Below are 23,790 nucleotides of genomic sequence, written 5' to 3'. Positions count from 1 at the left end.
AGCCGCGGATCCTTGTGCTCGTATCCATTCTCGCGTGTGTTCTTTACACCACGCCTGCCCTTTCGCTTGATCCCGCTCTGAGCATTGCTCAGTACAAGCACACGCGTTGGACCATCGAGGACGGCGCGCCGAGCACCATCGGCGCCTTGGCGCAAGGCCGCGATGGCTACCTTTGGATCGGCGCCGCCGCAGGCGTCTTTCGCTTCGACGGTGTGAGCTTCGAGCAGATCGCCGCCGCCGGTCCGACGCCCCCCCATGGGGCGGTCTCTGCATTGCTCGCAGCACACGACGGATCGATATGGGTCGGCTATACGAAGGGTGGTCTGTCGGTCGTACAGCACGGGCTTCTCCATGACATTCCAGCACCGCCCTTCACGGATTACGTCATAAGTCTCACCCAAGGACCGGACCACGCTATCTGGGCCGTGCTGGGTCGGCCGGACATGCCGTTGCTTCGTTTCGATGGTCACGCTTGGCTTCAGATCGGCGAAAATTGGGGTCTGCCCCATCAGCAGGTGACGGGCCTATTGCAAGATCGTGAGGGCGCTCTCTGGGTAGCCACGGAGCAGTTGCTGATGATCTTGCGCCCAGGTTCGCGGCACTTCGAGAAGGTGCCGGTAACACTGGAGGGACATGCAGCTCTCAGTGAAGACAGCAGGGGCCGGATATGGGCTTCGGACAATTCAGGAAGTTGGATCGTCTCCCCCCGCGATCAATCTCGCCGACACTTCAAAACACCAGCGTTTCCCAGGGCAGCATGGGCTCGCTTCGATCACGATGACAACCTGTGGGGGCTATATTTCAAGAAAGGCATATTTCGCCTGAGCGCTCCCTTGTCTCCCCGTCGAGCGCTAGTGGGTGGCGCCCCGCCCCTAGATGTTGACGTCGTCGGGAGCGAGCTTGCGTCGTCAGCGGCCGGTGCAGTATTCGAGGATCGTGAAGGCAACATATGGATCGGTTCGAGCCGGGGCCTCGACCGGTTCCGCGCGGCCAACGTCATTGTACAGCCGCAACTTCGGGATGCCGCCGTCTTCGGAGACGTAATCACGGGCGTATCCAGCGGGGCCGTCTACGTCGGTGAAGCCGATACGATATACGAGATCCTGCCAGGCGGCGGTCCGATGCCGGTGATCTCGCACGTCGGCAGCACGGAGGCGATTTGCGAAGGACTCAACGGCGATGTGTGGATGTTCACGCATGAAAGATTGTTGCGGCTTCGGGACAAGCACCTACTCAACACCACGCATCCGATCAGTGTCGCGAACGGTGCTATCGACGATTGTCTGGTCGACGATCAGGGGGTGTTGTGGGCCAATGCGGGAACGGACGGCCTCTTTCGTCTAGCGGGCGGCAAGTGGGACCATCCCGTCATCCCGAGCGCGGGCGGGTTTCGGCCGGTCCAGCTCATTCCCACCGCCGATCACAGGCGACTTGCATACCTCGCGTCGGGCGCAATCGTGGAATTCGATGGTGGCGGCCACGCGATCCGGGAGGAACTGAAGCCGACGGCCGGTAGGGCGATGTCGATGGCTATCGCAGGCGCGAGCGGGCTCCTTGTGGGTGACCCGTCCGGGTTGGGCCGGGTATGGCACGGAAGCCTTCAGACCATCTCTGCAACGCGAGTTCCTTGGGTGCGTCAGCCAACTGGCGTCGTTCAGACCAAGTCGGGTCAGACATGGATGATCGCGCAGGCGCAGATCATCGGATTGGTCACCTCCGAGCTGGAAGCCGCATTCACGGATAGGAAAGCGCGGTTGCGCCCTGTCGTCCTGTCCTTCAGTGACGGGCTACCCGATATCGACGTTAGGTCGGGCGTACGGGCAGCAGCGTTAGGTGGGGACGGCCGCGTCTGGTTTTCGACCCTCGCCGGAACGGTCTTCGTCGATCCAGCGCATCTCGTGCGCAACACACTGCCGCCGCCGGTGTCCATCAACCGTCTCGTCACACCAAGGAATTCCTACACCGATCCGGTCTATGTCGATCTCCCGCAAGGCACTTCGAAGGTCGAGATCGGATACGCCGCCTTGAGCCTGACGATGCCCGAGCGTGTACGCGTCCGCTACCGGCTCGAGGGCGTCGACGATGATTGGGTCGATCCCGGCTCTCGGCGCGAGGCGTCATACTCGAATCTCGCACCCGGCCGGTATCGCTTCCATGTAATCGCCGCAAACAACGATGGAGTCTGGAATCGCAGCGGCGCGACCGTCGGATTTTCGATCGCCCCAACCTTCCTGCAATCTGGTTGGTTCACGCTGCTTTGCACGATGGCAGGTGCCCTGCTTCTCTGGGCCCTATATTCCGTTCGGACGCGACAGTTGACCGCACGCGTTCGGGACCGTCTCGGCGCCCAGTTGGCGGAACGCGAGCGGATCGCACGCGAACTGCACGACACACTGTTGCAGGGTTTCCAAGGCCTCGTCCTTCGCTTCCAGGCGATCGCCAACCGCTTGCCGCCGGACAGCGCGATGCGGCCACCGATGGACGAGGCGCTGAATCACGCCGAAGCGGTGCTCACCGAGGGGCGGAATCGGGTGAGTGACCTACGCTTTGCTGAGGACGGTCCGGACCTCGCCGGCGCAATTGTGGCGATTGCAGGTGATCTGGGATCCGGTTCCGCGGCATCCATCACTGTGACAGCCGAAGGTCGCGCTCGCGAACTGGACGCGATGGTCCGAGAAGAACTCCTGCGCATCGCGGAAGAGGCCATTCGAAATGCAATCCAGCACTCGAAGGCGTCGAGGATCGAGGTGACGATCGTGTATGGTCGTCAACTGCAGCTCGGGGTGAGAGACGATGGTAAGGGGCTTCCGGACGACGTTGCCGCCGCCGGACAACGGCCCCGCCATTTTGGTCTGACCGGCATGCGCGAAAGGGCAAGACATGCCGGTGGTCTGCTGACCATCGCCAGCCGACCGCAGCTTGGAGTGGAGGTCAGCGTCGCCGTGCCCGGGCGACTGGCATATGCCCCAGGCCAATCGCTCAACGCCCGGAAGCGGAACGGAGAGGAGTCGCCAACATGATGATCGATGCCCCGATCCGCGTTATGACCGTGGACGACCATCCCGCGCTCCGTGAAGGCATCGCGCGAATGATCGAGCACGAGCCGGACCTACTGCTCGTCGGGGAGGCGGCGAATGGTGCGGAAGCACTGAAGCTTTTCGAGCAGGTCCGCCCCGATGTCACGCTGATGGATCTCCAAATGCCCGTCATGGGCGGCTTGGACGCGATCGAGCGGCTACGAACCATCTGCCCCACGGCTCGCGTCATCGTGCTCACTACCTACGAAGGTGATGTGCAGGCGGTGCAGGCCTTGAGAGCCGGCGCGTCCAGCTATCTGTTGAAGAGCGCGCTACGGCGCGAACTTCTGGATGCGATCCGGACCGTCCACAGCGGTCGACGCTATCTCCCGCCGGAGGTAGCGCAGGAGATCGCCATACACTCTGCCGAAGACGCCCTCACACCACGCGAAATAGGGGTTCTTCAGCTTGTCGCGGAAGGAAAGTCGAACAAGGTAATTGCGTGGGAACTGTCGATATCCGACGACACGGTCAAGGCGCACTTGCGCAGCGTCTTCGCCAAGCTTGACGTAAACGATAGGACGCATGCCGTGACGGCGGCACTACGCCGCGGTGCGATCCATCTCCGGTGAGTTTCCGCGCGGGATTGTCGAACGTCAGGTCCTGCATGAAACCCCGCTCGCGCCGCATACAACATCTCACGAGAGCTGCCTTCTGGATTTCGCGACGGCAACTTAATCCATCTATGAATGCGGCATCGATCATTCCTCGCTGCTGCATGATACAGGGCATTGAGAGGATATTTCGCGATGCATGATCGTCTGAAGGGCAAGATTGCTGTCATCACCGGCGGCTCGAGCGGTATCGGACTTGCTACGGCAAAGGTTTTCGCGGGCGAAGGCGCCAAGGTCTATATAACCGGGCGCCGCAAGGACGTGCTCGACGAGGCGGTCCGCGAGATCGGCCATGACGCCGTCGGGGTTCAAGCCGACTCGGAGACCCTCTCCGACCTCGACCGGCTATATGACCGGATCGCCTCGGAGAGCGGCCGCATCGATGTGCTGTTCGCAAACGCCGGGGGCGGCGGCACACTCCCGCTGGGGCAGATTACCGAGGAACAGTTCGACGACACGTTCAACCGCAACGTGAAGGGCGTCCTCTTCACGGTCCAGAAGGCGCTTCCGCTAATGGGCCGGGGCGGCTCCATCATCCTTACCGGATCGACGGCGGCCAGCCGCGGGACGCCCGCGTTCAGCATCTACTCGGCGTCCAAGGCCGCGGTTCGTGCACTCGTCCGCAGCTGGGCACTCGACTTGAAGGACACTGGCATCCGCGTGAACGTCCTCAGCCCTGGACCGGTCCGCACCCCGGGTCTCGTCGGGCTGGTCGGCGACGACGCCAGTGCGCAGCAAGGCTTCCTCGACCACTTTGCCACGATCATCCCGCTGGGTCGCGTTGGCGAACCCGAGGAGATCGGGAAGGCGGCGCTGTTCCTCGCGTCAGATGATGCGAGCTTCGTCAACGCATCCGAGCTTTTCGCAGATGGCGGCATAGCGCAGGTCTGACCTGTTGCCGGCGCGAGCCCCTCATCCCCGCGATGAGGCGCCATGGCCGAATGAAGGAATCGAATGATGTCGCCATTGTTGAAGGCGTCTGCGGTTTCGACGGCGATTTTTCTCCTGGGAACCATCGTCTTCGCTAGGGAAGGTAACAACGGCAAGGGATCTCCAATATTCGGAGTCCAGCTGCCTTCCGGGTATCGGCGATGGCAGGTGGTGAGTGTCGCGCACGAGGCGGGGAGCCTGAACGACATCCGCGTCATCCTCGGCAACGATGTCGCCATGAGGACATTCCGAAGCGGCACGAGACCCTTTCCGGACGGCGCCGTCATCGCGAGGCTCGCGTGGAGATACGAGCCGTCTTCGCAGAACAATGCGGTGTTTGGTCAGGCTCAGTCCTTCATCGCTGGCGACCCCACGAACGTCCAGATCGAGGTCAAGGACTCGCGGCGGTATGCAGCGACGGGCGGGTGGGGTTATGGCCAGTTCGAGAACGGAATCGCCAACCCGAGCGCTGCCCTGCTCAACACATGCCAAGGCTGCCATTCCAAGCTGCCGTGGACGGAGGATCGGATCTTTACGCACTATGCGCGTTAGTCTTCTGGGATAGCCCCGGGGCCGCCTCCCGAACGGGGGTGAGTTGGTACGATCGCCTTCAAAGGCGACCGAGCGCTGTTGGCGTCTCGTCGAACGCTTCGCAACCTAATGCGCCTGGTTCGCCGCATAGCCGCGCGCGGAGGAGGCAGGAAACACGGTAATCGGTGTTTCCGATCCTAGGGTCGGGAGCAGGAACACGGTGCCATCCTGATCATTGCTGGCAGGCGGACAGTCACGATCGTCCCGACACCAGGATAGCTCTCGAGTTCGACCGACCCGCCGGCCGAGCGTGTAAATGCAGCGACTGTCGCGAGGCCGATGCCCGACCCCTTGCCGACCGGTTTCGTGGTGAACCGTGGTTCGAAGGCACGCTTCACAGTCTCCGCTGACATTCCACAGCCATTGTCTGCGATGCGCAGCACTGTGCACGGTGGCCCCTCGACCGTGACCTCGCCACGCATCGCGCTGATCACGAGACGGCCACCCGTTCCCATCGCATGGCTCGCATTCCCAACGATATTAAGGATCACGTCGTCCAGGGCATGTGCGGCGCATTCCACGTCGGGAATTTCGTCGCCGATGAGGTACTCAACCAGCACGCCGGGACCGGCAGCGAGCAATATGGTCTCGCGAAGCGCCGCCAGCCTTTCAGGCAGCGAAGTCGGTGCGGCGTCTTGAGAAACCCCAAACGCACCATCGACAATACAGCGACCGAGCATGCTAGCGCGCTCTAGGGACGATCTGGCACCCCGGAATATGGTTTCGATTGGAACCGCGGTTTCGCCCTCGAACGACCTCTGGAGCAGGCCCAGCGCGCTCGCAATTACCTGCAGATGGTTACAGAGGTCATGTGCGGTAGCGCCGACGGCGCTCTGCTGCGCCTTGGGTTCTACGCGTCTGGGGTAGGTTCTGTCCCCTATCGGAAGGTCTTTCACTTCATCACCCGTGTCGATCTGGTAAGTTGGTACCTTACGATCCCACGGCGTGGGCCACGAGTGAGACGATGTCAGTCGGGCGTGAGGAGGCGCTGATCCGGTGCAAGTGGCGCCTTCATTGGAATGGCTAGCCGCCACACGGCCGGCGGATTGACCATCTGCCGCTCAGCTGCGGAATGAGGTTCGGATACCGAAGATGACAGCGCTGCGTCGACCCTGCGTCGCATTCCGGGCGTGGTCGGGATCAAGCGCATTCAGGATCAACTGGGCGTTGGGCTGGACATCGAGGCGGGGAGTCAGATGCATCTGATAGCTCAGCTCCAGCGCGATTTCGGCCGGGCGCGATGCGGTCAGCACGCCGCCGGGTCGATATGGCGAGATATGGGCGGCGGCTATGGCCAATCCGATCTCGTCTTTTGGGCGCCTCCGGAATAGCCCTGCCAGCGCTACCCCCGCGTCGGCGTATCGATCGACCAAGTTTTGGTCTCGCGGACTGTATGTGATCCGAGCGAAGCCCCGCGCGGTGCGTCCCCCGCGCCTCCACAGTCGCACGTCCACAATGCCGTAGAGAGCATAGTTGCCCTCCACCGTTCGGTCGGAATTCGGGAGAGATGCCGCGAACCGATCGAGACTCAACCAGCCACCTACGACCACACTCCATGCGGGGTCGTCTCCGCCGGCTCCCTGCGCAAACTCGGCGATCATGAGCGGCGCGCTTTTGAACTGCCATCCCGCAAGGCCGCGCAGATCGCGGCCGCGGGGATCACCCGCGAACACACCGGCGCGGATTGTGGTTCTCCCGCCGTCCAGCAACGCCGCGAGACGAACTGCCGGAACTGCGATCGGATAGGCGGGGCCGCCATTTGGCAGATCGACCGCGAAACTGGCGGGCCAGCCGAAGGTTGAATTTACGAGCAAATTGGCGGTCGTGCTGGCGGCAAACTCCTGCGCGGCGGTGAACTGGCCAGCCCGTATCGACAGGTTGCCACGCACTTTCTGTTCAATCCACAGATTGAACAGTCGGAGGGCGGGCTTCGCCTCGATTCCGCTGACGGTCAGCAGGTTGCGGACGTGCCTGTCTGACAGACCGGTCCCGACGATCGAATGGACGCTGACGTGCGCCGTTGCCCCGCTCCAGCCTATGACGCGCGCCAAGTCCGCATCGCCGATGAAGCCGAGACGCTGAAGGTAGACCACCCCCCGCCTGCCTCCCGTAAGTTCAGCGTTCACATCGCTGTTGTAGGTGACCGCGATTTTGAACGGCGCCCCGGGTGAGCGAGTGCTCTTGCTGTGTTCGTCGCAACCGGTTCCAACGGTGTTAGCAGGCACCTCCTGCGCGAGGCCGGGTCCGGGCCCGGCGCAGAGGATAGCCGCCATGATAAAGGGGGCCACCCTCCTCATTCGGGATGCCGCGAATTCTTCCGACGGACTCTCACCTCCGCGGATGACCTGCCCGAAATGTCCCAGACAGGCTTTCGCCGCAAGCCGCCGGCCGCATGCGGTGCCACGCTCGGCGCTCCCCGGAGAACGACGATTCTGTCCGGCCCATCTCGAGGGTACGTTGCGTGCGTTACCGCGCGCTGCGGAGACACGAGGCATCGCGAAGTCTCTGCTAATGCTGGCTGCTCGTGTCGAAGCGGGCACTCACCGTGCGACCTTTCGCACTTACGTCGCCGATGCGTCGTGGTCGTGGATGCCGCGAAGCGCCGCCGCGACCTTGGCGACCCGGCGGCCCTGGAAGCGAGCCACCGCAAGATCTGCAGGAGACGGCGCCCTGGCGACGTTCTCGGATACAGACGACGCACCGTAAGGCGTCCCTGCTTCGAAAAGGATTGGATCAGCATAGCCGGTCGGCACGATGATCATGCCCAGATGCGCGGCCGGCGCGTAGAGCGACAGAATGGTGGTTTCGTTGCCGCCGTGCGTTGTGGACGAGGACGCGAATGCCGATGCAGCCTTCCCGTTCAGTCGACCCTGGAACCACAAGCCGCCGAGGCTGTCGATGAAGGCCTTGAGCTCCGCCGCGGGGGCGCCGAACCGGCTTGGGGAACCGAACACGATGGCATCGGCCCACTCCGCGTCCATCTCCGTGGGGGCTTCGAAGCGCCGGTTCATCTCTTCGGCGGCCTCGCGCCAGCCCGGCGAACGCTCCATCACGTCTTCGGTCACGAACTCGCGCGCACGACGAAGGCGGACCTCGGCCCCGGCCTCGCAGGCACCGGAGGCGATGCTGTTCGCCAATGCTTCCGTGACCCCTGTCCGGGAGTAGAACGCGATGAGAATTTTGGGCTTGAGGGACATGGCAAATCCTCTGATCAGGTGAATTAGTGTGGTTTGCGCGCCGGATCTCAGCGCGTCGTCGCTGCGCGTTCGATCATCGCGGCGACCTCGTGCGGATGCGAGATCATGACGACATGCGAGGCACCTGGCACTTCGAGCGCTTCGCGGGCCTTGGCGCGTTCGGCCATATAGGCATGAAGTGCCGCGGGGATGTTGCGGTCGAGCGAGCCCCACACGAACCACGACGGCACGTTTCGCCAAGAGAGCGCCGCGACCGGTTCGCCGAGTGCCGCTTGTGTCACCGGCCGTTGGGTGACCGCCATGCCGCGCGCGTCGTTCTGCGGGACGTCGGCTGCGAACTGCTTCCAGTAGCGCGTCTGATCAATGTACAGGTCGTTGTTCCCGTCGGGGAGCGGGACCGGTGGGGCGAGCGTCTCATTCAGCGTTCCTGCGGGGAACCGGGTGCCCAGAGAGGCCGCGCTCTCTCCGACCTCGGGTGCTAAGCCCGCGACGAACACCAGCGCTTTGACGTTGGATCGGCCGACTGCGGCGACCGAAATCACCTCGCCACCATAGGAATGACCAACAAGGATGACGGGGCCCTTCACGCTTGCGACGATGCTCGCGACGTAGGCGGCATCACCTTTGACGCTGCGGAGCGGATTTGCAGCAGCGATCACCGGGTATCCGTCGCGGCTAAGATCGGCGATGACGCTATTCCAGCTGGAGGATCCGGCGAACGCGCCATGCACCAACACGATTGTCGGCTTGGGCTCGGTTCCGCTGTTCGGGTGCGGCGCGGCCGGCAGCGTGGCCGGGGCCGAGAACATAGCCAAAAGGGATGCTGTCATGAGCCAAGCGCGCATCTGGGTATCCTTCGACGGGAGTGGTTCTTCACGCCGCATCTGACGAGCAGTTGCGGCCACCATCAGATGAGCGTTTCGCGCGAAGACGTCTCGTTAGACCATGTGAGATCACATCATGTGCGAATGCGCGCGCGCTCGGGGCATGGCTGCGAACGCGCGCGCGGCTATTGCGGAGGTCCGACGATCTACCTGCCGATCTGGATCTGGACCACAGGACCGAGGGTGTTTGCGTCCGCGTCCGCCTCCGCCACGACGAACCAACGGCGGTCAGAAGCCACGGTCGACTGGACGATCTGGCGTATCGGGCCAGTCGCGTTCACGATGGCAGACCCGGCTGGATTGGCGGTGAATCTGGCGAGCGGTTGCAACGCTCCGGCGCCGCTGGCACTCCGCGCCAACGCCAAGACGTAAGGACGCCCGGGCTTCAGACCCGTCATGGCACCTTGCAGTATCTGGATCATCCCCTGATCGAACAGACTGATGCTACTCTTAGCCTCCCGAGTCCCGAGCCCGGCGAGCGCAAGGTGCGTTGCATTTCCAGCCACGGCCAATGGCACGAGGTTGGCGGTTCCCGCTCCGCGACGCACCGCGTTAGGGACGTACGCGATGGCCTGAGGTGCCTGACCTATCGGTATCCTGCCGATCGCCTCATTGTTGGCGGTATTGATCACCGCGAGCGCATCATCGTTCTCCAAGCCGACGTAGATGCGGCTGCCGTTGCCCGAGGGCCACACCCCATGGGGCAGCTTGCCCACTGCTATGGTAGTGACCTCGCTGAAGTCATCCGTGCGAAAAACCTTCACCTCATTCAGACCGCCGACCGTGACGTAGGCAAACAAGCCCCGGGGTGTCCTGGCGAAGTTCACGTGATTGGTGATCGGGCCGGTTTCCAGGACCTTAAGAATGGCGAAAGGCGGCACCGCGCTAAATACGACCGTCTTGCCGGTATCCTTCAGCGTAAACCACACCTGCCGCCCGTCGGGGCTGGCCGCGATATTTGGGCAGAACGGGCTCGGCTGGACGACCGTGCCAGCGACCTGACGACTGGCTACGTCGTACACCGTGAGAACGGGATTGAACGACGAGCAAACATACGCGTATTTTCCATCCGGTGAGAAGGTCGCCATGCCTGGTCCGCCCGCGGTCTTCACCCGCGCTTTCTCGGTGAACGACTTTGCGTCGAGGATCGCAACATAGTCCTCTCCGCGGATGGTCACCCAGATTTCGAGGCCGTCCGGTGTATAGAAGGCCTCATGCGGCGACCGCCCGACATAGGTCGTGTGTCGGACGGTGTTGGTCGCGGTGTCGATGAACGTGACAGCGTTAGATCCGACCGAGACGACCGCAAGCGTCGTGCCATCGGGGGAAAAGCCAAGTCCGTGGACGAGCACCTGCCCGCGATAAAGCGGCGAGAAGTTCGCCGGCTGCGGGTCGCCCAGCCTGATCACTCCGAGCAGGCGATTGTCGACTGGATCGCTCACGGAGACCGTGTTGGAGAACTGTTCGGATGCATACATGCGGTCGGCATGGCTGATAGGAACGTCGGGTGCGGCCCACGGCGCCTGTTGAGCGGTCGCCGACGAAGAGAGGATGTGTGCCAAGACCGCCCCGGCAAAAAGCTGTGCCCGGTTCATGTCAGTGCTCCAGAGGCGATCGATGCGAGCCGCGAGGCGCCGTCTGGAGGTACGCAGGCTCATTTCGCACCAGCCGCATCGCATCGATCTCCTGCCGCTGCTCGACTACGATCTCTTGGGCGATCCGCTTGAGCCGCTCATCCTTGCCGAAGCGCAGCTCCGCCACGGCCATGTCGATCGCACCCTGATGGTGCGGCACCATCATCGCTACGAAATCGCGATCGGGGTCGCCGCTCGGCTTGATGTCCATGTCAGCCATCATTCGGCTCATCGCCGTCGCCACGACGAGGGTAAAACCGTCAGACTCGTCGCGTGCTGCCGCTCCCCCGGCGAACGCGAACCCGAAGGCCACTAATCCGATAGATCTCACGCATCGCCAGCCCGGCAGGCCACGCTTCCAAGCGACGGCTTCGGTCATGACGTCCTGTCCAAGCACGAATGAGAGCCTGAGCACGGCCAAGATGTTCACAGGCCAAGGTCTGTGAGACCCGCATGGTCCTGCGGTCGCGGCCCAAGCGGCCAATGGAACAGACGAGCTCCTTCCTCGATCGCGAGGTCGTTGATGCTTGCGATGCGCCGACGCATGAGACCATGCTCATCAAATTCCCACAGCTCGTTTCCGTAGGAACGAAACCAGTCGCTCTCGCCGTCCAGCCACTCATATGCGAAACGGACCGCCATCCGATTGCCGCGGAAACCCCAGAGCTCTTTGATAAGCCGGTATTCGCTTTCAGTTGACCATTTTCGCGTCAGGAAAGCCGTGACCGCTTCGCGGCCCGTCAGGAACTCGGTGCGGTTTCGCCAGACGGTGTCCGTCGTGTAGGCCGTCGCGACCCGCGCGGGATCGCGACTATTCCAAGCGTCCTCCGCCAAGCGCACCTTTCGCTCGGCGGCCTCGATGGTCGTGAAGGGCGGAAGCGGGGGGCGGTCTTCCATGGTGGTTCTCCTGACGGATCGCGATTGCGATTGATTTGCGGGTCACGATCGATTCCGGCGCGCATGGGTCCTGACCGAAGCGTCAGAAGGAAGCGAGTAAGCAGCCGTGAGCCCACGCTAGATTTCGCAAGTACCAACGCGTTGCGCGTCGCCAGACTGCCGAGGAGACACCACGCCCTTGGGGGGCTGCGTCGTTGCTTGCTATTGATCTGCTTTGCGGACGCAGTTGTGGTTGATAGAGCGACGCGTTCCCCGATAATCAGCGCGCAGTAGTGCTGGCCCACATCATCCCGATCTCTGGCGCCGCATCGCAAGAACTTCTTCATGAAATTCGGATTTGTCACCCCCGAAAGAATGACGCGCCCGCCCCCTTTTTGAGCTTACGGGCTACATGTGGCATCGATTAGCGGATGCTCATGAAGCATATATTTTTCGCATTCCCCGCGGGTCCCGCAGGATGGGCGCTCGTCCTATTCCGCCTCTCGGCGTCGGTGTGGATCGCTGGAGCTGGTGGGCAGATGCAGTTCTACGATCCCAGAGTGAACGCACTCGCTTACGTTACGTCTCTGGGATTGCTTGCTGGGTTCCCGACCCGCCTGATCACGGGCGCGTGTGCACTCGTCGGCGCGGCTGTGGCGGCGACAGTGCCAGTCTATCCGCTTCCCTGCTCCGGAGCCTTCGTGCTGAGCATGATCGCTCTGACCCTAATAGGGCCAGGGGCATACTCGGTTGATTCGGTTCTCTTCGGGCACAGAACCGTTCGCTTTGCGGACTAGCCCCCTCGCAATGGCAGGCTGAGCATTGACGGGCGTCTATCTCGCGCTGAAGCCGCCCGAGCTCGGATCGCGCCATGGCGCCGAGATGCGACCGCCTGATTGTGAAGCGGTAGATTGACTCATTGGAACTCGACCGCGCAACCAGGATCCTTGCTTCAATGCGCCATTAGTGAGGTAGACCACGAGCTGGACGCCTCGCAAAATCCGCCGCCTCATCGAGGGTCGTGAAGCTGTTCACACTCACCTTTAGGGCCTGAAGCAGAACCGCGATCGCTTGGCGCCGCATATCGTCGGGTTCGATGATCAGGATTATGCTATCGTAGGTCGAACCCCGATCGATGTCTCGCGAGATGACCGCGGCGACCCCTGCCGTCGACGAACCTGAGCCGCCTTCTTCTTCAACGAAAAGGTACCCACGACCCGGAATCGTCTTGATCCGATCGCGTTCCGAACCGAGCGCTTTGCGCAAGCAGCCCATCTGGAACCGAAGATTGCTCTCGTCGACGAACGTGGCGGGCCATACCTCCCGCATGATCTCTTCCTTGGTGACCAGCCGTCCGCGAGATCTTAAAAGCACGATCAGGAGGTCGTAGGCCCGGCTGCCGATGGGGACCGCATGACCCTTGCACGTCAATGTGCGCGCACAAGGATGCACACGGTAATCGCCAAATGAATCGGGCAGCTTGGAATTGTTCGAGCGCGGTCCAGACAGGTTGGTTTGCCTGTTCCACGCCAGATTACGAGTGTCATCCGCCGGCTCGCCGATGGATCGTGGAAGGGCGGGGATGGCAGCCGCTGTCTCGGGGAAATCGTTCGCGGTGAAAACGCCTTCGGACGAGTCGAGCATGAGTGAACCCCCATCACAGGTCGTAATCTCTACGGCCGTTCCAACCGTCGGCCGATTGGCCGCTGATCGATCCGGTCTTCAAATGCAGGGACGCACTCTCGGCTCAAAGCCGCACGCTGAATTTCACGTTAAAAAAATATCGCTGGTCGGTGTGGTTCTGCAAAATCACTGCGTCTCCCCCAGCAAGAGATACTGGATAGGCGCCAGTATCGATGCCGTCCGGGCGGTTCCCCTTCCCTCAACTGGACCCCGCTCGTGCGATGAGTCATCCTCCACTGATGAACCAGCTTGGAGATCATGGCGATGAAGTCCTCCTGAGAGCGGCATTCCAGTTTCGGGCAGCCCTTATTCACTATTTCAGGCGAAAACATGCTGATCCAAATGAGCTTGAAGACCTTGCCCAAGAGGTTTTCGTGCGGATAGCGGCCCGGCGCTCGGCAGAGCCGGTCGCCAATGTCGGCGCATACGTTTTCCAGACTGCGGCAAGTGTTCTCGGGGATCGTCATCGCAGACGTGTCGTGCGGCATGCAGAAGATCATGTCGCGTTCGACAGCGCGCGGCATGCAGAATTCGATATCGATGCGTCCAGGATTGTCGAGGCGCGCCAAGATCTGCGCGCTGCCGTCGATCTGCTCGGCATGCTGCCGGAACGAACGCGAATTGTCTTCGAGCTCCGTCGCTTCGACGGGCATCCCTACGCCGATATCGCGATTAAATTGGGCATCTCGGTGAGCGCAGTTGAAAAGCATATGCTGCGCGCGACGCGCCGCCTGCTGTCCTTTGCGCAGGAGGCCAAATGATGGTGCGCGTGGTCATCACGCTCGAACAGGTCCTCGCCCAGTCGCCTTCCGAGGCGGCCGCCTTTTGGCTGGTCCGCCAGGATATCGGCGAGAGCGCGGAGGACGATCTGGTCTTTCAGCAATGGCTCGAAGCCGAGTCCGCACATGGCGAGGCGTGGGCGCGAGCGTGCAGTCTGTGGGAAGGCGTTGCCGAAGCGGATGGAAGCGACCTCGCGGGGCTGCGCGAGCCAGCGCCGAGCCGAACTTGGTGGCGTGACTGGCGCACGGCGGCCGCGGCGTCGGTCGCCGCTTTGGCGATAGGGTGCGGCGCCATTTTTTGGGGGCACGGCTCGGTTCAGCGGACAGGAAGCCAGATCGCCTCACGCTCCGAAGTTGGTTTGCCCGTGCAGAAATTCGCGACAGCGACCGGAGATCGCCGCGTCTTCACGCTTGCCGACAAAAGCGTTGTGACCCTCAATACCAACTCCGCCGTCTCGGTGCGGTTCGCGCCGTCAGAGCGCCGCGTTATCCTCGAACGCGGGCAGGCATATTTCGAGGTCGCTCATGCTGCAGCAAGGCCGTTCATTGTACAGAACGACGGCCTCACCGTGACGGCAGTCGGCACCCGTTTCGAGGTCCAGGAAGCGAGCAAGAGCACCCGCGTCATCCTTGTCGACGGCCATGTGCGCGTCATTGCTCCGCTATCCGGCAAGACAGAAGCGATCGATTTGTCGCCAGGACAGCAGCTCGTTGCCAACCACTCCGAAGTCAAAGTCGGGACCGCGAATGTCGCCGGCGTCGCCGACTGGCAGAACGGGCTCGTCTCGTTTCACAACACACCGCTTGCCGAGGCAATTCTCGAGCTGAATCGCTACACCGCAGGTAAGAAGTTGCTGATCCGCGATCCGAAGGTGGCGATGATGCGCATCAGCGGGTCATTCCATACCAACGACCTGCGGCGTTTCGCGCGCACAATCGCGGAAATCTATCCTGTCCGAATTGTCGAGACAGCTAGCGCGGTCGAGATAGTATCCAGCGAGCGGACGCATCGTTGAGCAGACAATTCGCATCCGAAATGGTAGGAAGCGTTGACGCGCAACGGGGTGTCCCATGCGGACAGGCAGGGGTTTATCAAAGCGAGCCGTAATCGCAACATTCTGCTCGCTCTGGGCGGCTGCCCCGGCTTTTGCCCAGCAGGGGGCGCCAATCGATATTCGGATAAAGGCCGGCCCTCTGTCGACGGCATTGTCCGATTTGGCGCGAACGCAGCGGCTAGACCTCATTTTCGACGAACGCCTTCTCGCCGACCGAACCACCGTTGCGATACGCGGGCATCTGACGGTCGACGATGTTTTGCGACAGCTCTTAGCCGGTACCGGAATCGGTTACAGGCGAACCTCCGAAAGCGTCATTCTGTTGTTCGCCCAACCGGCCGGCGGACACGTGGCCGACGAGGGCGCCGTTGCTGATATTCTCGTTATCGGTCGACTGACGCAGAATGCCGACATCAGGCGCACCGAGAACGACATCCAACCGTACCGGGTGGTGAGCCGGCGCGATGCGGCCACGACGCATCGTGATGGAATAGACGAAGTCCTTCGCGCGCGTGAGACCCAGAACGATCAGATCCTTTCGGCCAGTCAAGATCCCTTCACCCGCACCGGATCGAACCAGTCCGAAATAGACCTGCGGGGGCTCGGTTCGCAGCAAACGCTGGTCTTGATCGACGGGCGTCGCATGCCCTCGATCCCAACTGCGTTCCAGGGCCTGCAACAGCCCGATCTGAATGCCATCCCACTGGGCGCGATCGAGCGCATCGAGACGTTGCCATCGACCGCGGGCGGAATTTACGGCCCAGGTGCAACTGGTGGCGTTATCAACGTCGTGCTCCGTCGCGCCTATCGCGGTGCGGAGATCAATGTCGTCGGTGGGATCACCGCACGCGGCGATGCCGCGCGATTGCGGACCGAGGCGCGCATCGGCTTCACCCCGGATGGCGGCCGCACCGACGTCATGCTTTTTGCAAGCCGGACTGCGTCGGGGCCGATCCATACGGGGGATCGCGACTTTGCGGAGCGAGCCGCGCTCCGGGCTCTCGCAAATTCGCCCGCCGCCTATCTCGCGCGATATCCGGTTGGTCAGGGCATCAACGTCTTTAGCCAAGGCGGCGACCTTGCGCTCGATTCGACGCTCGGCGGCGCAGCACTTGGATCGCCGATCACGTCGTTACCGATAGGCGTCTCCGGCGGCGCCGTGGATCGCACAGATCAACTCTTTCGCCGCGCCGGCCAGATCGTGACGCTATCCCCTGCGAACCCGGGCAGCCCCCAAACCGATCTGCTTACAAAGCCGACGCTGACTTCGGCGTTTCTGAATGTCCGGCACCAGTTTGGCGCAGGGATTGAAGGCTATGTCGATGGGCTTTATCTTCGCGACGCGAGCGAAGTGACGGGTCGCACCACGGGAAGCATCGTGGCTGTCGATGCCGACGCGCCGGGCAATCCCTTCACCCAGCCGATTATCCTGACCTATCCGGTTCCGGCTATGGATCCGCCATCGCACACAAATATCTCCGAATTCCGGGTGATGACCGGGCTTATCGTCCCGCTCTTCCATCGTTGGCGGGCGAATCTCGACTATAGCTACGCTGAAACTAGGCTGGATTTCCTTTCAAGCACTACGGGCGTGACCAGTGATCTCTACAGCGCGATCGGTACGGGGATGCTGGGTCCAAGCGGACAACCCATCCTTGATCCGCTCGGCGATTCGGCCGGCTTTCTTCGCGCGCTCCCTCAATATCTGGAGAGCACCCTCATAAGCATTCGCCGTGCCGATCGGAGATCCGAAGGGTCGCTCCGCGTCTCGGGGCCAGTCCTGCAATTGCCAGGTGGCATGCTCACCCTCACCGGTCTGGCAGGGGTCTGGCAAGAGCAGGTCCCCGCCTCAGACCTCCGTTTTCAGCTTGCCTCGATTTCGGTATCGACCCCGGCACCGATGTTTTCACAACTCGACCGGTACGCTTACGCTGAAGTGCGCGCGCCAATTGTTCCCTCGGACTCAGGACTGGTGCCGTTGCGTGGCCTGGAAGTGCAGCTTGCCGCGCGATTCGACTCGCAGACGACCCGGGTGCCGACGGGAGCCTCGGGGTCTGACCTTGCGAGCACCGAGTCATTCAGGTTCACTCGCGCTGCCGCCGTATTCACGGCAGGGCTGCGCGTCTTCCCGTGGCCTTGGCTGATCCTGCGTGGAAGCGTGGCGACCGGCCAGCTTCCGCCGACGGTCGACCAGATCGGATACGCTCAATTTCAGGCCAATTTTGACGTCGGCTTGAGCGACGTCAAACGGGGCGATCGGCAGATCGGTAGTGAAGGCTCGGTAGCCTTGCTTTCGGGAGGATCGCCAACGCTTCGCCCCGAGCGCGCCCGCAGCGTTTCGTTCGGCCTCGTCGTCAACCCAAATGGCGGGGGACCGCGCTTGTCCGTCGATCTCACGCGGATCGATAAGTGGGACGAGATTTCCACGGTTTATTCGGGAAATCTGGGCTATTTCCTGGCGAACGAAGCCAGATATCCTGATCGCGTTTTGAGAGCGCCGTTGACAACCCAGGATGCCGCCCTTGGTTTCACGGCGGGCCCTATCACCGAAATCGATACGCGATCTTTCAATAGCGGGCGAACGACAGTTACGGCCCTCGACGTGCAGCTCGACTGGCAGGTGCCAATAGGAGCGAGCAGCAGCCTGGGTACGCATACCAAATTGACCTGGCAGCCGACCTTGCGCCGGCAAAAGGCACCCGATCTTCCAGCCTTCAATATCGTGGGTTACGCCGATGGGCCCCTTGAATGGCGCGGCAACGTCGGTGTCGACTGGCGGCGGGGCCCACTTTCGATCGGGCTCAACGGGCAATATTTCAGCAACTATAACGTGGCGAACTCCAACTTCAACGCTTCCGCCGGCAATCCGAAAGTCGTTGCATATCAAGGTGCAACAAAGATTCCAGCGCAGCTGTATTTCGACCTGGATTTCCGGTGGCACTTCTCGCTGCCGCGCAGCGCTCACGGCGTGCGCACCGGAGAAATCGCGCTTGGAATAGTGAACGTCGCGGATCACAAGCCGCCAATCATCGCTAATCCGGATGGCGTTGGCTACAGCACCTATGGCGATCCAAGGGGAAGGCGGTTCGAGCTGTCGATCTCCGCGAGCTACTGATTTAGCGCTCGGCTTGGGTGCTGCGCCAACGAGAACGCGACGCAAACATCACGCACTCCCGACCTGCCGCCGGAGCGGCCCAAAGGCGGCTTAGCCACTTGCGCGGTTAGTGATTCCTTGTGGGCCGTAACCTCGATTCCACAGTCGACGCGGACAATGCCGCTCAATTGAGAGGCGCCCCGGTCGCGGCATCTCTGCTGTCTTCGGGGCGACCTGAATGCAGATGTTACGCCGATGCGCCCGACCGCTGCCGGCTCGACACGGCATTCGCACTTCGGCAAACCGAGCGCATGGCAAACGCCGATGCATGTCAACGCTGGGTCGCCGCCGTGATGCAGGTGATCGTCGACGAGCGAGTCAAGCGCCCGTTCGAGGTCATCGATACGCGGACGAACTGACGATGTGCAATCTCTACCGCCTGCGCACGTCGCGTGCTGAATATCAGGATTATTTCGCCGCAGGCGAGGACTGCCGCAACGAGATCGTCGTCGAGAAGGATTATGCGGCGCCGGGCAAGCCCGGATATGTCGTGCGCCAAGAAGCTGGTCAGCGGGTCGTCTCGGCGATGAAGTGGGGTTTCCCGACGATACGATGACGATAGTCTTGAACACGCGCAGTGCCAGCGGGCAGATTTTGCCCGAGATGATCATTGCCCGGCTGAGCGATTACCACGCGCTGTCCGGTGTGATCCAATCCAGAATGCCGGGCGATGTCGCAGTGTGTGAGCCCTGCCTGCTGATCCGCAAAATGGGCCTTTCGTTCCGCGCTCCGGCGGGCGCGTTCGTGTCGAGGGTGTCGTACCTCGGTGGTGATCCGCTGCCTCTTCAACGGCGCTGCTTCCGATTTCCGTCGCGGCGGTCAGTCGATTGCCGGGCGCGCCTTTTGCGAACGGCGCTGCATCGCGTCGGCCAACTTGGCACGATCGTCTGGCGGCAGCGTCGCTGCATAGCCGACGGCACGCCGTTCGACTGCCGCCCGAACCACCATGTCGGCATCACGCGCTCGGTCGAGCGCAGCGACGACAGCCGCCTGATTGATCACTGGCTGGCGCAGCAATGCTGCTGCCTCCGTCCTCGCCGCGCGCCCCGCGATGATTGACGGGCGCATCGCCCGGCGCGCCTGACGCAGCGCGGTCCGAAACGGACGCCGCTGTGCCACGGGCAGTTCGGAACCAGCTATCCGGAGCGAACCAGCGTTGATCATGCGGTCGCCCGATCGCAGAGATATGAAACCTGCCATCAGCGCTCCTGCCAGGAACAGGTTCAGGATGACGGAGACCAGAAGAGCGATACGAAGCTTACCCATCGATCAGCTCCCCGGTCCGGCAACGTCGCCGAACGACGTGCCGCTGTCCGTTGGGGCATCGATCGGTGCGACAAATGCGACCGCAGCGGTTCCTGCCGTCGCACCTGCCAGCGCCGCCGCAATCCCCACGCCTGACCACCATAGCTTTGCCCGGGCCGCAATCTTTCGGATTGGGACCGGCGCGTCAGCGATAACTCGTGCGCGCAAGGAGAGGGCAGCCGGCGAAACCCGCCACGTATCGAGCTCCGCATCCAGCGCGGATGCGTCTGCGAGGACATCGCGCGCTGCGGGCTGTACCGCCATCGCCATGGCGGCATCACGATGCTCTTCGGGCCAGCGTGCGATCACCCCGCCATATACGTTCGCCAGTTCCTGGAAACGTGCGAGGGTCAATGGTTCACGCATCTGTCGCCTCCTGCGCCTGAGCGAGCCGCGCACGCAATGTGCGTCGCCCTCGTGCCAATAACGATTCCAGCGCCTCTACGCTGATATCCAGCGCGCAAGCTGCATCTGCACCCGACAGATCCTGATAGTGGACCAGCAGTATCGCCTCGCGCTGGCGCTCCGGCAGTGCGGTGATCGCATCCGCGACCGTACGCTCGCGTTCCGCCTCGATCAGTCCAGCTTCGGCATCGGGTGTCGGGTCGAGCGGTTCCGGGGCGGCATCGCTCACGCTCTCGCGGCGTCGACGGAGCCGGTCGCGGCACAGGTTGAGTACGACCATATGAAGCCAGGTGTCGAACCGCGCCCGGCCAGGCTGCCAAGCGCCGGCGTTTCGCCAAATCCGAACGAACGCTTCCTGCGCCACGTCCTCGGCTTCGGCCGTATCGCGGAGCATACGCGTAGCAAGACCCAGGATACGCGGAAGCTTCGCGGTCACGAGCACCCGCGTGGCGGCGGGTTCGCCGCGCCCGACACGCTCGATGAGCTTCGAGTCCGGATCCTGATCGCTCAAGCGCGCGCGCCCTTAGGTCCATCCCGGTCGATCCATTATCAGGACTCCGATCCGTCGCCTGCATCCTTGCCTTTGCGGGCATGCGCTGCAGCGCGCTCGTCGGCGCTGAGCAGACCGTCGCCGTTCGTATCCAGGCGCTTGAAGCGTCGGCTCAGCGTCGCGTCGATCTCCGACTTGTCGAGCGTACCATCACCATTGGCATCGAGCTTGGCGAACCGCTTTGCCGGGTCTGCTTTGCCGCCTTTGCTTGCAGCGAGGAACTCCGCGCGGCTGACGTTGCCGTCGCCGTTGGTATCGGCGGCCAGCAGCTTTCGCGCATGTCGCGCTTGGTAAGTCGACAAGCTCACGCCCGCCTCCGTCGCGGCGTTTTCCTGTTTCGCAGGAGTTCCCTGACCGACGCGTTGTGCGCAAGCGGCCGTCGGTGTCAGCGCCACCACCATAAAAGCGGTCCGGCCCAGCAGCATCATCGACATATTCTTCATGCGGATCGCCTTTATGGGTGAGGATGTCCTTCGCGCATTGACCCAGGGGGCCAGTGGGAACCGCAGGGAAGCCGATCACAGCTGTCCCTGCGGAACGTGGACCTCAGCGGTAGCGCCAGCCGCCATGCCAGCGATAGCGATGGCCATAATAGCGACGACCGTCCCAATAGCCTCGGCCGGGGTAAAAGACGCCGATCCGCACGCCTGGTGCGACGATCGGCCCGCCGCGATTGGGCCGGCAATAGCCGGCAGGGCCACGGTGTGCGCCGACGCCGCAGCCCTGCCGCGCCTCTGCAGGGGCAACTGCGCTCAATGCCGCTCCAGCCGCGAGCGCAGCCAACAGGATTTTTCTCATAACGCTCTTCCTCGCATACGTTGCCTGGCAACCCGTTTGGCGACCAGATGACCGTTAAACGCAGCTCTTCGGCATTTCCGTCGCAGTAAGCTTCGCCGTTCCCATTTCTCTGTTCGAAATAGGGGAGGACGGGAAATGGCATGAAGAACCCGATGCTTCCCGACGAACGCGGGGCCCCGGTCGATACGCGCTAACCATAAGCGCGCATGATTGAACTTCACGCCGGTTGCGCGATCAAGGCCCGGATGCGTACGATCAAGCCCGGCGCCGCATCGTCCAGTTCCAAGCCGAACCCATGCAGATGCGTGATGGCTGCAACGATGCTCAGGCCAAGACCGGTACCGGGAATGCCTGCAGCATCGACCCCCCGGTAAAAGCGCCGCAGCGCGGCCTGCCGATCAGATGCTTCAAGGCCTGGCCCGTTGTCCCGGACGACCATCACAACCGCGCTGGCTTCCGTCATGACCGACAGGCTGACACGGCCACCCGCACCGGTAAATTTTATGGCGTTATCGAGGAGATTGCTGACTGCCTCGAACAATAATTGTGGGTCACACCGGATGGTCGCGTCGGACATTTCTCCGAGCTCGAGCGCTACGCCCGCCTCCTCGGCTAACGGCTCATACAGATCGCAGACACTCCCAAGTAACGGACCAATGGGAACCGTCGCGAACCCGGCTTGCCGACCGCGCGCCTCCAACTGGGAGATGCGCAGCAGCGCGGCGAACCGTTCGAGCACTAGGTCCAAGTCGATCGTCGCGGCCTTGGCAAGAGCGACGGATCGAGGATCCGTATCCGGCAGTGCGATCGCACGCTGCAAATGTCCGCGGACGTGCGCGAGCGGCGTCCGAAGATCGTGTGCGATCGCATCGGTGACACCCTTGACCTGTGCCACGACGCGTTCGACCTCTTCGATCATCGAGTTGACGGTCCCCGCGAACAGATCGAGTTCGTCGCCACGCCCACTGACGGGCATGCGCAGATCGAAGTGCCCGGCCGCGATGGCACGACTTGCCGCCTGCAGGTCGCGTACGCGGCGCAGCGGCGCCAGGCTCAGCAAGACGCCCGCCCCGAGCACCAGCATGACGATCGCGATACCGCTGCCGATGAGGATTTGGAGAATACGTAGTCGCAGATCGACGATCGGTGTGATGTCGCGTGCAATGAGAATGGTTTCGCCGGTTGGAGCCTGGATCGCGAGCACCCGGAGTGGCCCATGAATGCCCGGCTTGGCGGAGATGTTGACGGGATGATCGAACTTGAACGTGCGGACGACCTGCAGATTGCCGACAATCCTCTCGCCACTGCGCGATTGCAGCGCGAAAGAGTTGAGCCCGCTCGCGCTGCGGCCGATTTCAGCGACAATCCGATCGGGCAGGCTTTCCGCCGAACTGGCCTGCAAGCGGATGGCCTCAATCCGAAGGATACGGTCGGTCCGAAGCGTCAACTCGCGCGCCGACAAACCATAGATCAGCCCAAGTAGCGCGACCACGCCGACCGCGAAGACCAGACCCAGCAGCGCCGTCAGTCTGAAGGTGCTGGTCTTGCGGATCTGGTCGAAATGCAGCCGCTCAAACGGCATCGAAGCGATACCCCTCACCCTTTACGGTGACGATCGCGGACGGCCGCCCCGGGCGATCCAGCTTCTTGCGGAGGCGGCCGATATGCACGTTGATGAGGTTGGCGCCGGGGTCGAAATAGTAACCCCAGACCTGCTCGAAGATGATGCGCCGGCTCAACGTATCGCCGGCATTGCGTACGAGAAACTCGAGCAAACGATATTCCATGTGCAGCAGACGCACGGGTTGCCCGTCGACGGTCACCTCGCGGCGAATAACATCGATCGTAATGCTTCCCGCGTGCAGCAGCGCGGCAGGGCTCGAGTCTTCGCGCCGACGCAGCAGGACCTCGATCCGCATCGCCATTTCCTCGGGCGCGAACGGCTTCACAAGATAATCGTCTCCCCCGGCGCGCAGCCCTGCAATCCGCTCATCGATGTCACTGAGAGCGCTGATCATCAACACGGGCAGAGAGATGCGTCGCAAACGCAATTCCGAAACCAGCGAGAGACCATCGAGCCCCGGCAACATCCGATCGAGCGTCGCGGCATCAAACGGTTCCCGCGTCGCGCGCTCGAGCGCCGATCTTCCGTCAGCTTCGTGCGTCGCAACATGTCCGTGCGCTGTGAGCGCACCGATGATCTGGTCGGCAGTGTCCGAATCGTCTTCGATGACAAGTATTTTGGCCATGGCGCGGTC

Annotated in this window: 23 protein-coding genes; 8 read left to right on the top strand and 15 right to left on the bottom strand. The window is 62.5% G+C overall.

Annotated features, from left to right (window positions below; all coding sequences use genetic code 11):
• Positions 1–14: 14 nt before the first annotated feature.
• From EAH76_RS12110 to EAH76_RS12095, 4 genes are all read left to right on the top strand, one after another.
• Positions 15–3,020 carry a sensor histidine kinase gene (locus EAH76_RS12110; protein WP_140850542.1) on the top strand — a complete coding sequence of 1,002 codons (3,006 nt, stop codon included), beginning with the start codon at positions 15–17 and terminating at the stop codon, positions 3,018–3,020.
• A complete protein-coding gene (locus tag EAH76_RS12105) occupies positions 3,017–3,649 on the top strand; it encodes a response regulator transcription factor (RefSeq protein ID WP_206667867.1) in 633 nt (210 codons plus the stop codon). The genes EAH76_RS12110 and EAH76_RS12105 overlap by 4 nt, the downstream gene beginning before the upstream one ends.
• Positions 3,650–3,826: 177 nt before the next feature.
• Positions 3,827–4,582 carry an SDR family NAD(P)-dependent oxidoreductase gene (locus tag EAH76_RS12100; protein WP_140850541.1) on the top strand — a complete coding sequence of 252 codons (756 nt, stop codon included), beginning with the start codon at positions 3,827–3,829 and terminating at the stop codon, positions 4,580–4,582.
• Positions 4,583–4,648: 66 nt separating this feature from the next.
• Entirely contained in the window at positions 4,649–5,173 is a 525-nt protein-coding gene (locus EAH76_RS12095) for a cytochrome P460 family protein (RefSeq protein ID WP_206667866.1), read from the top strand.
• A gap of 176 nt (positions 5,174–5,349) precedes the next feature.
• Here EAH76_RS12095 and EAH76_RS12090 read toward each other — a convergent pair whose 3' ends face one another.
• From EAH76_RS12090 to EAH76_RS12055, 8 genes are all read right to left on the bottom strand, one after another.
• A complete protein-coding gene (locus tag EAH76_RS12090) occupies positions 5,350–5,892 on the bottom strand; it encodes a sensor histidine kinase (protein WP_140850539.1) in 543 nt (180 codons plus the stop codon).
• A gap of 381 nt (positions 5,893–6,273) precedes the next feature.
• Positions 6,274–7,485, bottom strand: a complete 1,212-nt coding sequence (locus tag EAH76_RS12085; protein WP_161989031.1) for a carbohydrate porin — start codon at positions 7,483–7,485, stop codon at positions 6,274–6,276.
• A gap of 288 nt (positions 7,486–7,773) precedes the next feature.
• Positions 7,774–8,409, bottom strand: a complete 636-nt coding sequence (wrbA, locus tag EAH76_RS12080; RefSeq protein WP_140850537.1) for an NAD(P)H:quinone oxidoreductase — start codon at positions 8,407–8,409, stop codon at positions 7,774–7,776.
• Positions 8,410–8,456: 47 nt separating this feature from the next.
• Positions 8,457–9,317, bottom strand: coding sequence for an alpha/beta fold hydrolase (locus EAH76_RS12075; protein ID WP_241659673.1), 861 nt, complete (start codon positions 9,315–9,317; stop codon positions 8,457–8,459).
• A gap of 122 nt (positions 9,318–9,439) precedes the next feature.
• Positions 9,440–10,888, bottom strand: coding sequence for a YncE family protein (locus EAH76_RS12070; RefSeq protein ID WP_140850536.1), 1,449 nt, complete (start codon positions 10,886–10,888; stop codon positions 9,440–9,442).
• Position 10,889: 1 nt separating this feature from the next.
• Positions 10,890–11,306 carry a DUF305 domain-containing protein gene (locus tag EAH76_RS12065; protein WP_140850535.1) on the bottom strand — a complete coding sequence of 139 codons (417 nt, stop codon included), beginning with the start codon at positions 11,304–11,306 and terminating at the stop codon, positions 10,890–10,892.
• Positions 11,307–11,353: 47 nt separating this feature from the next.
• On the bottom strand, positions 11,354–11,824 hold the full coding sequence (locus EAH76_RS12060) for a DUF1348 family protein (protein ID WP_140850534.1): 471 nt from the start codon (positions 11,822–11,824) through the stop codon (positions 11,354–11,356).
• A gap of 942 nt (positions 11,825–12,766) precedes the next feature.
• The gene (locus EAH76_RS12055; protein ID WP_140850533.1) at positions 12,767–13,447 is read right to left on the bottom strand and encodes a winged helix-turn-helix domain-containing protein; all 681 of its coding nucleotides are present in this window, start codon (positions 13,445–13,447) and stop codon (positions 12,767–12,769) included.
• Positions 13,448–13,725: 278 nt separating this feature from the next.
• Between EAH76_RS12055 and EAH76_RS12050 the strand changes: the two genes are divergently transcribed.
• The 4 genes from EAH76_RS12050 (at position 13,726) to EAH76_RS12035 (ending at position 19,030) form a co-directional block, all read left to right on the top strand.
• Positions 13,726–14,247 (top strand): RNA polymerase sigma factor, encoded by a 522-nt coding sequence (locus EAH76_RS12050; RefSeq protein WP_161989030.1) that lies wholly within the window; start codon positions 13,726–13,728, stop codon positions 14,245–14,247.
• Complete coding sequence (locus EAH76_RS12045; RefSeq protein ID WP_140850531.1) at positions 14,244–15,281, top strand: FecR family protein; 1,038 nt, start codon at positions 14,244–14,246, stop codon at positions 15,279–15,281. The genes EAH76_RS12050 and EAH76_RS12045 overlap by 4 nt, the downstream gene beginning before the upstream one ends.
• Before the next feature lie 190 nt (positions 15,282–15,471).
• Positions 15,472–18,435, top strand: coding sequence for a TonB-dependent receptor (locus EAH76_RS12040; protein ID WP_161989029.1), 2,964 nt, complete (start codon positions 15,472–15,474; stop codon positions 18,433–18,435).
• 400 nt (positions 18,436–18,835) lie between these two features.
• Positions 18,836–19,030, top strand: a complete 195-nt coding sequence (locus tag EAH76_RS12035; protein WP_140850529.1) for an SOS response-associated peptidase — start codon at positions 18,836–18,838, stop codon at positions 19,028–19,030.
• 263 nt (positions 19,031–19,293) lie between these two features.
• On the opposite strand, the gene EAH76_RS12030 is transcribed toward EAH76_RS12035, so the two are convergent.
• The 7 genes from EAH76_RS12030 to EAH76_RS12000 all read right to left on the bottom strand — a co-directional run bounded on the left by EAH76_RS12030 (position 19,294) and on the right by EAH76_RS12000 (position 23,781).
• Entirely contained in the window at positions 19,294–19,674 is a 381-nt protein-coding gene (locus tag EAH76_RS12030) for a periplasmic heavy metal sensor (protein WP_241659701.1), read from the bottom strand.
• Between the two features lie 69 nt (positions 19,675–19,743).
• Positions 19,744–20,145, bottom strand: a complete 402-nt coding sequence (locus EAH76_RS12025; protein WP_140850527.1) for a hypothetical protein — start codon at positions 20,143–20,145, stop codon at positions 19,744–19,746.
• A complete protein-coding gene (locus tag EAH76_RS12020; RefSeq protein ID WP_140850526.1) occupies positions 20,138–20,695 on the bottom strand; it encodes an RNA polymerase sigma factor in 558 nt (185 codons plus the stop codon). The genes EAH76_RS12025 and EAH76_RS12020 overlap by 8 nt, the downstream gene beginning before the upstream one ends.
• Before the next feature lie 38 nt (positions 20,696–20,733).
• Positions 20,734–21,177 (bottom strand): EF-hand domain-containing protein, encoded by a 444-nt coding sequence (locus tag EAH76_RS12015; RefSeq protein WP_140850525.1) that lies wholly within the window; start codon positions 21,175–21,177, stop codon positions 20,734–20,736.
• A 103-nt stretch (positions 21,178–21,280) separates the two neighbouring features.
• Positions 21,281–21,532 carry a GCG_CRPN prefix-to-repeats domain-containing protein gene (locus EAH76_RS12010; protein ID WP_140850524.1) on the bottom strand — a complete coding sequence of 84 codons (252 nt, stop codon included), beginning with the start codon at positions 21,530–21,532 and terminating at the stop codon, positions 21,281–21,283.
• 217 nt (positions 21,533–21,749) lie between these two features.
• Positions 21,750–23,114: a sensor histidine kinase gene (locus tag EAH76_RS12005; protein WP_140850523.1), complete on the bottom strand. Its 1,365-nt coding sequence runs from the start codon at positions 23,112–23,114 to the stop codon at positions 21,750–21,752.
• Positions 23,104–23,781: a response regulator transcription factor gene (locus EAH76_RS12000; protein WP_140850522.1), complete on the bottom strand. Its 678-nt coding sequence runs from the start codon at positions 23,779–23,781 to the stop codon at positions 23,104–23,106. The genes EAH76_RS12005 and EAH76_RS12000 overlap by 11 nt, the downstream gene beginning before the upstream one ends.
• Positions 23,782–23,790 lie beyond the last annotated feature (9 nt).

The sequence above is a fragment of the Sphingomonas glacialis genome, assembly GCF_006439055.1.
GTDB classification, from domain to species: Bacteria; Pseudomonadota; Alphaproteobacteria; order Sphingomonadales; family Sphingomonadaceae; genus Sphingomonas; species Sphingomonas glacialis_A.
This window is presented reverse-complemented; position numbering and strand designations above follow the sequence as displayed.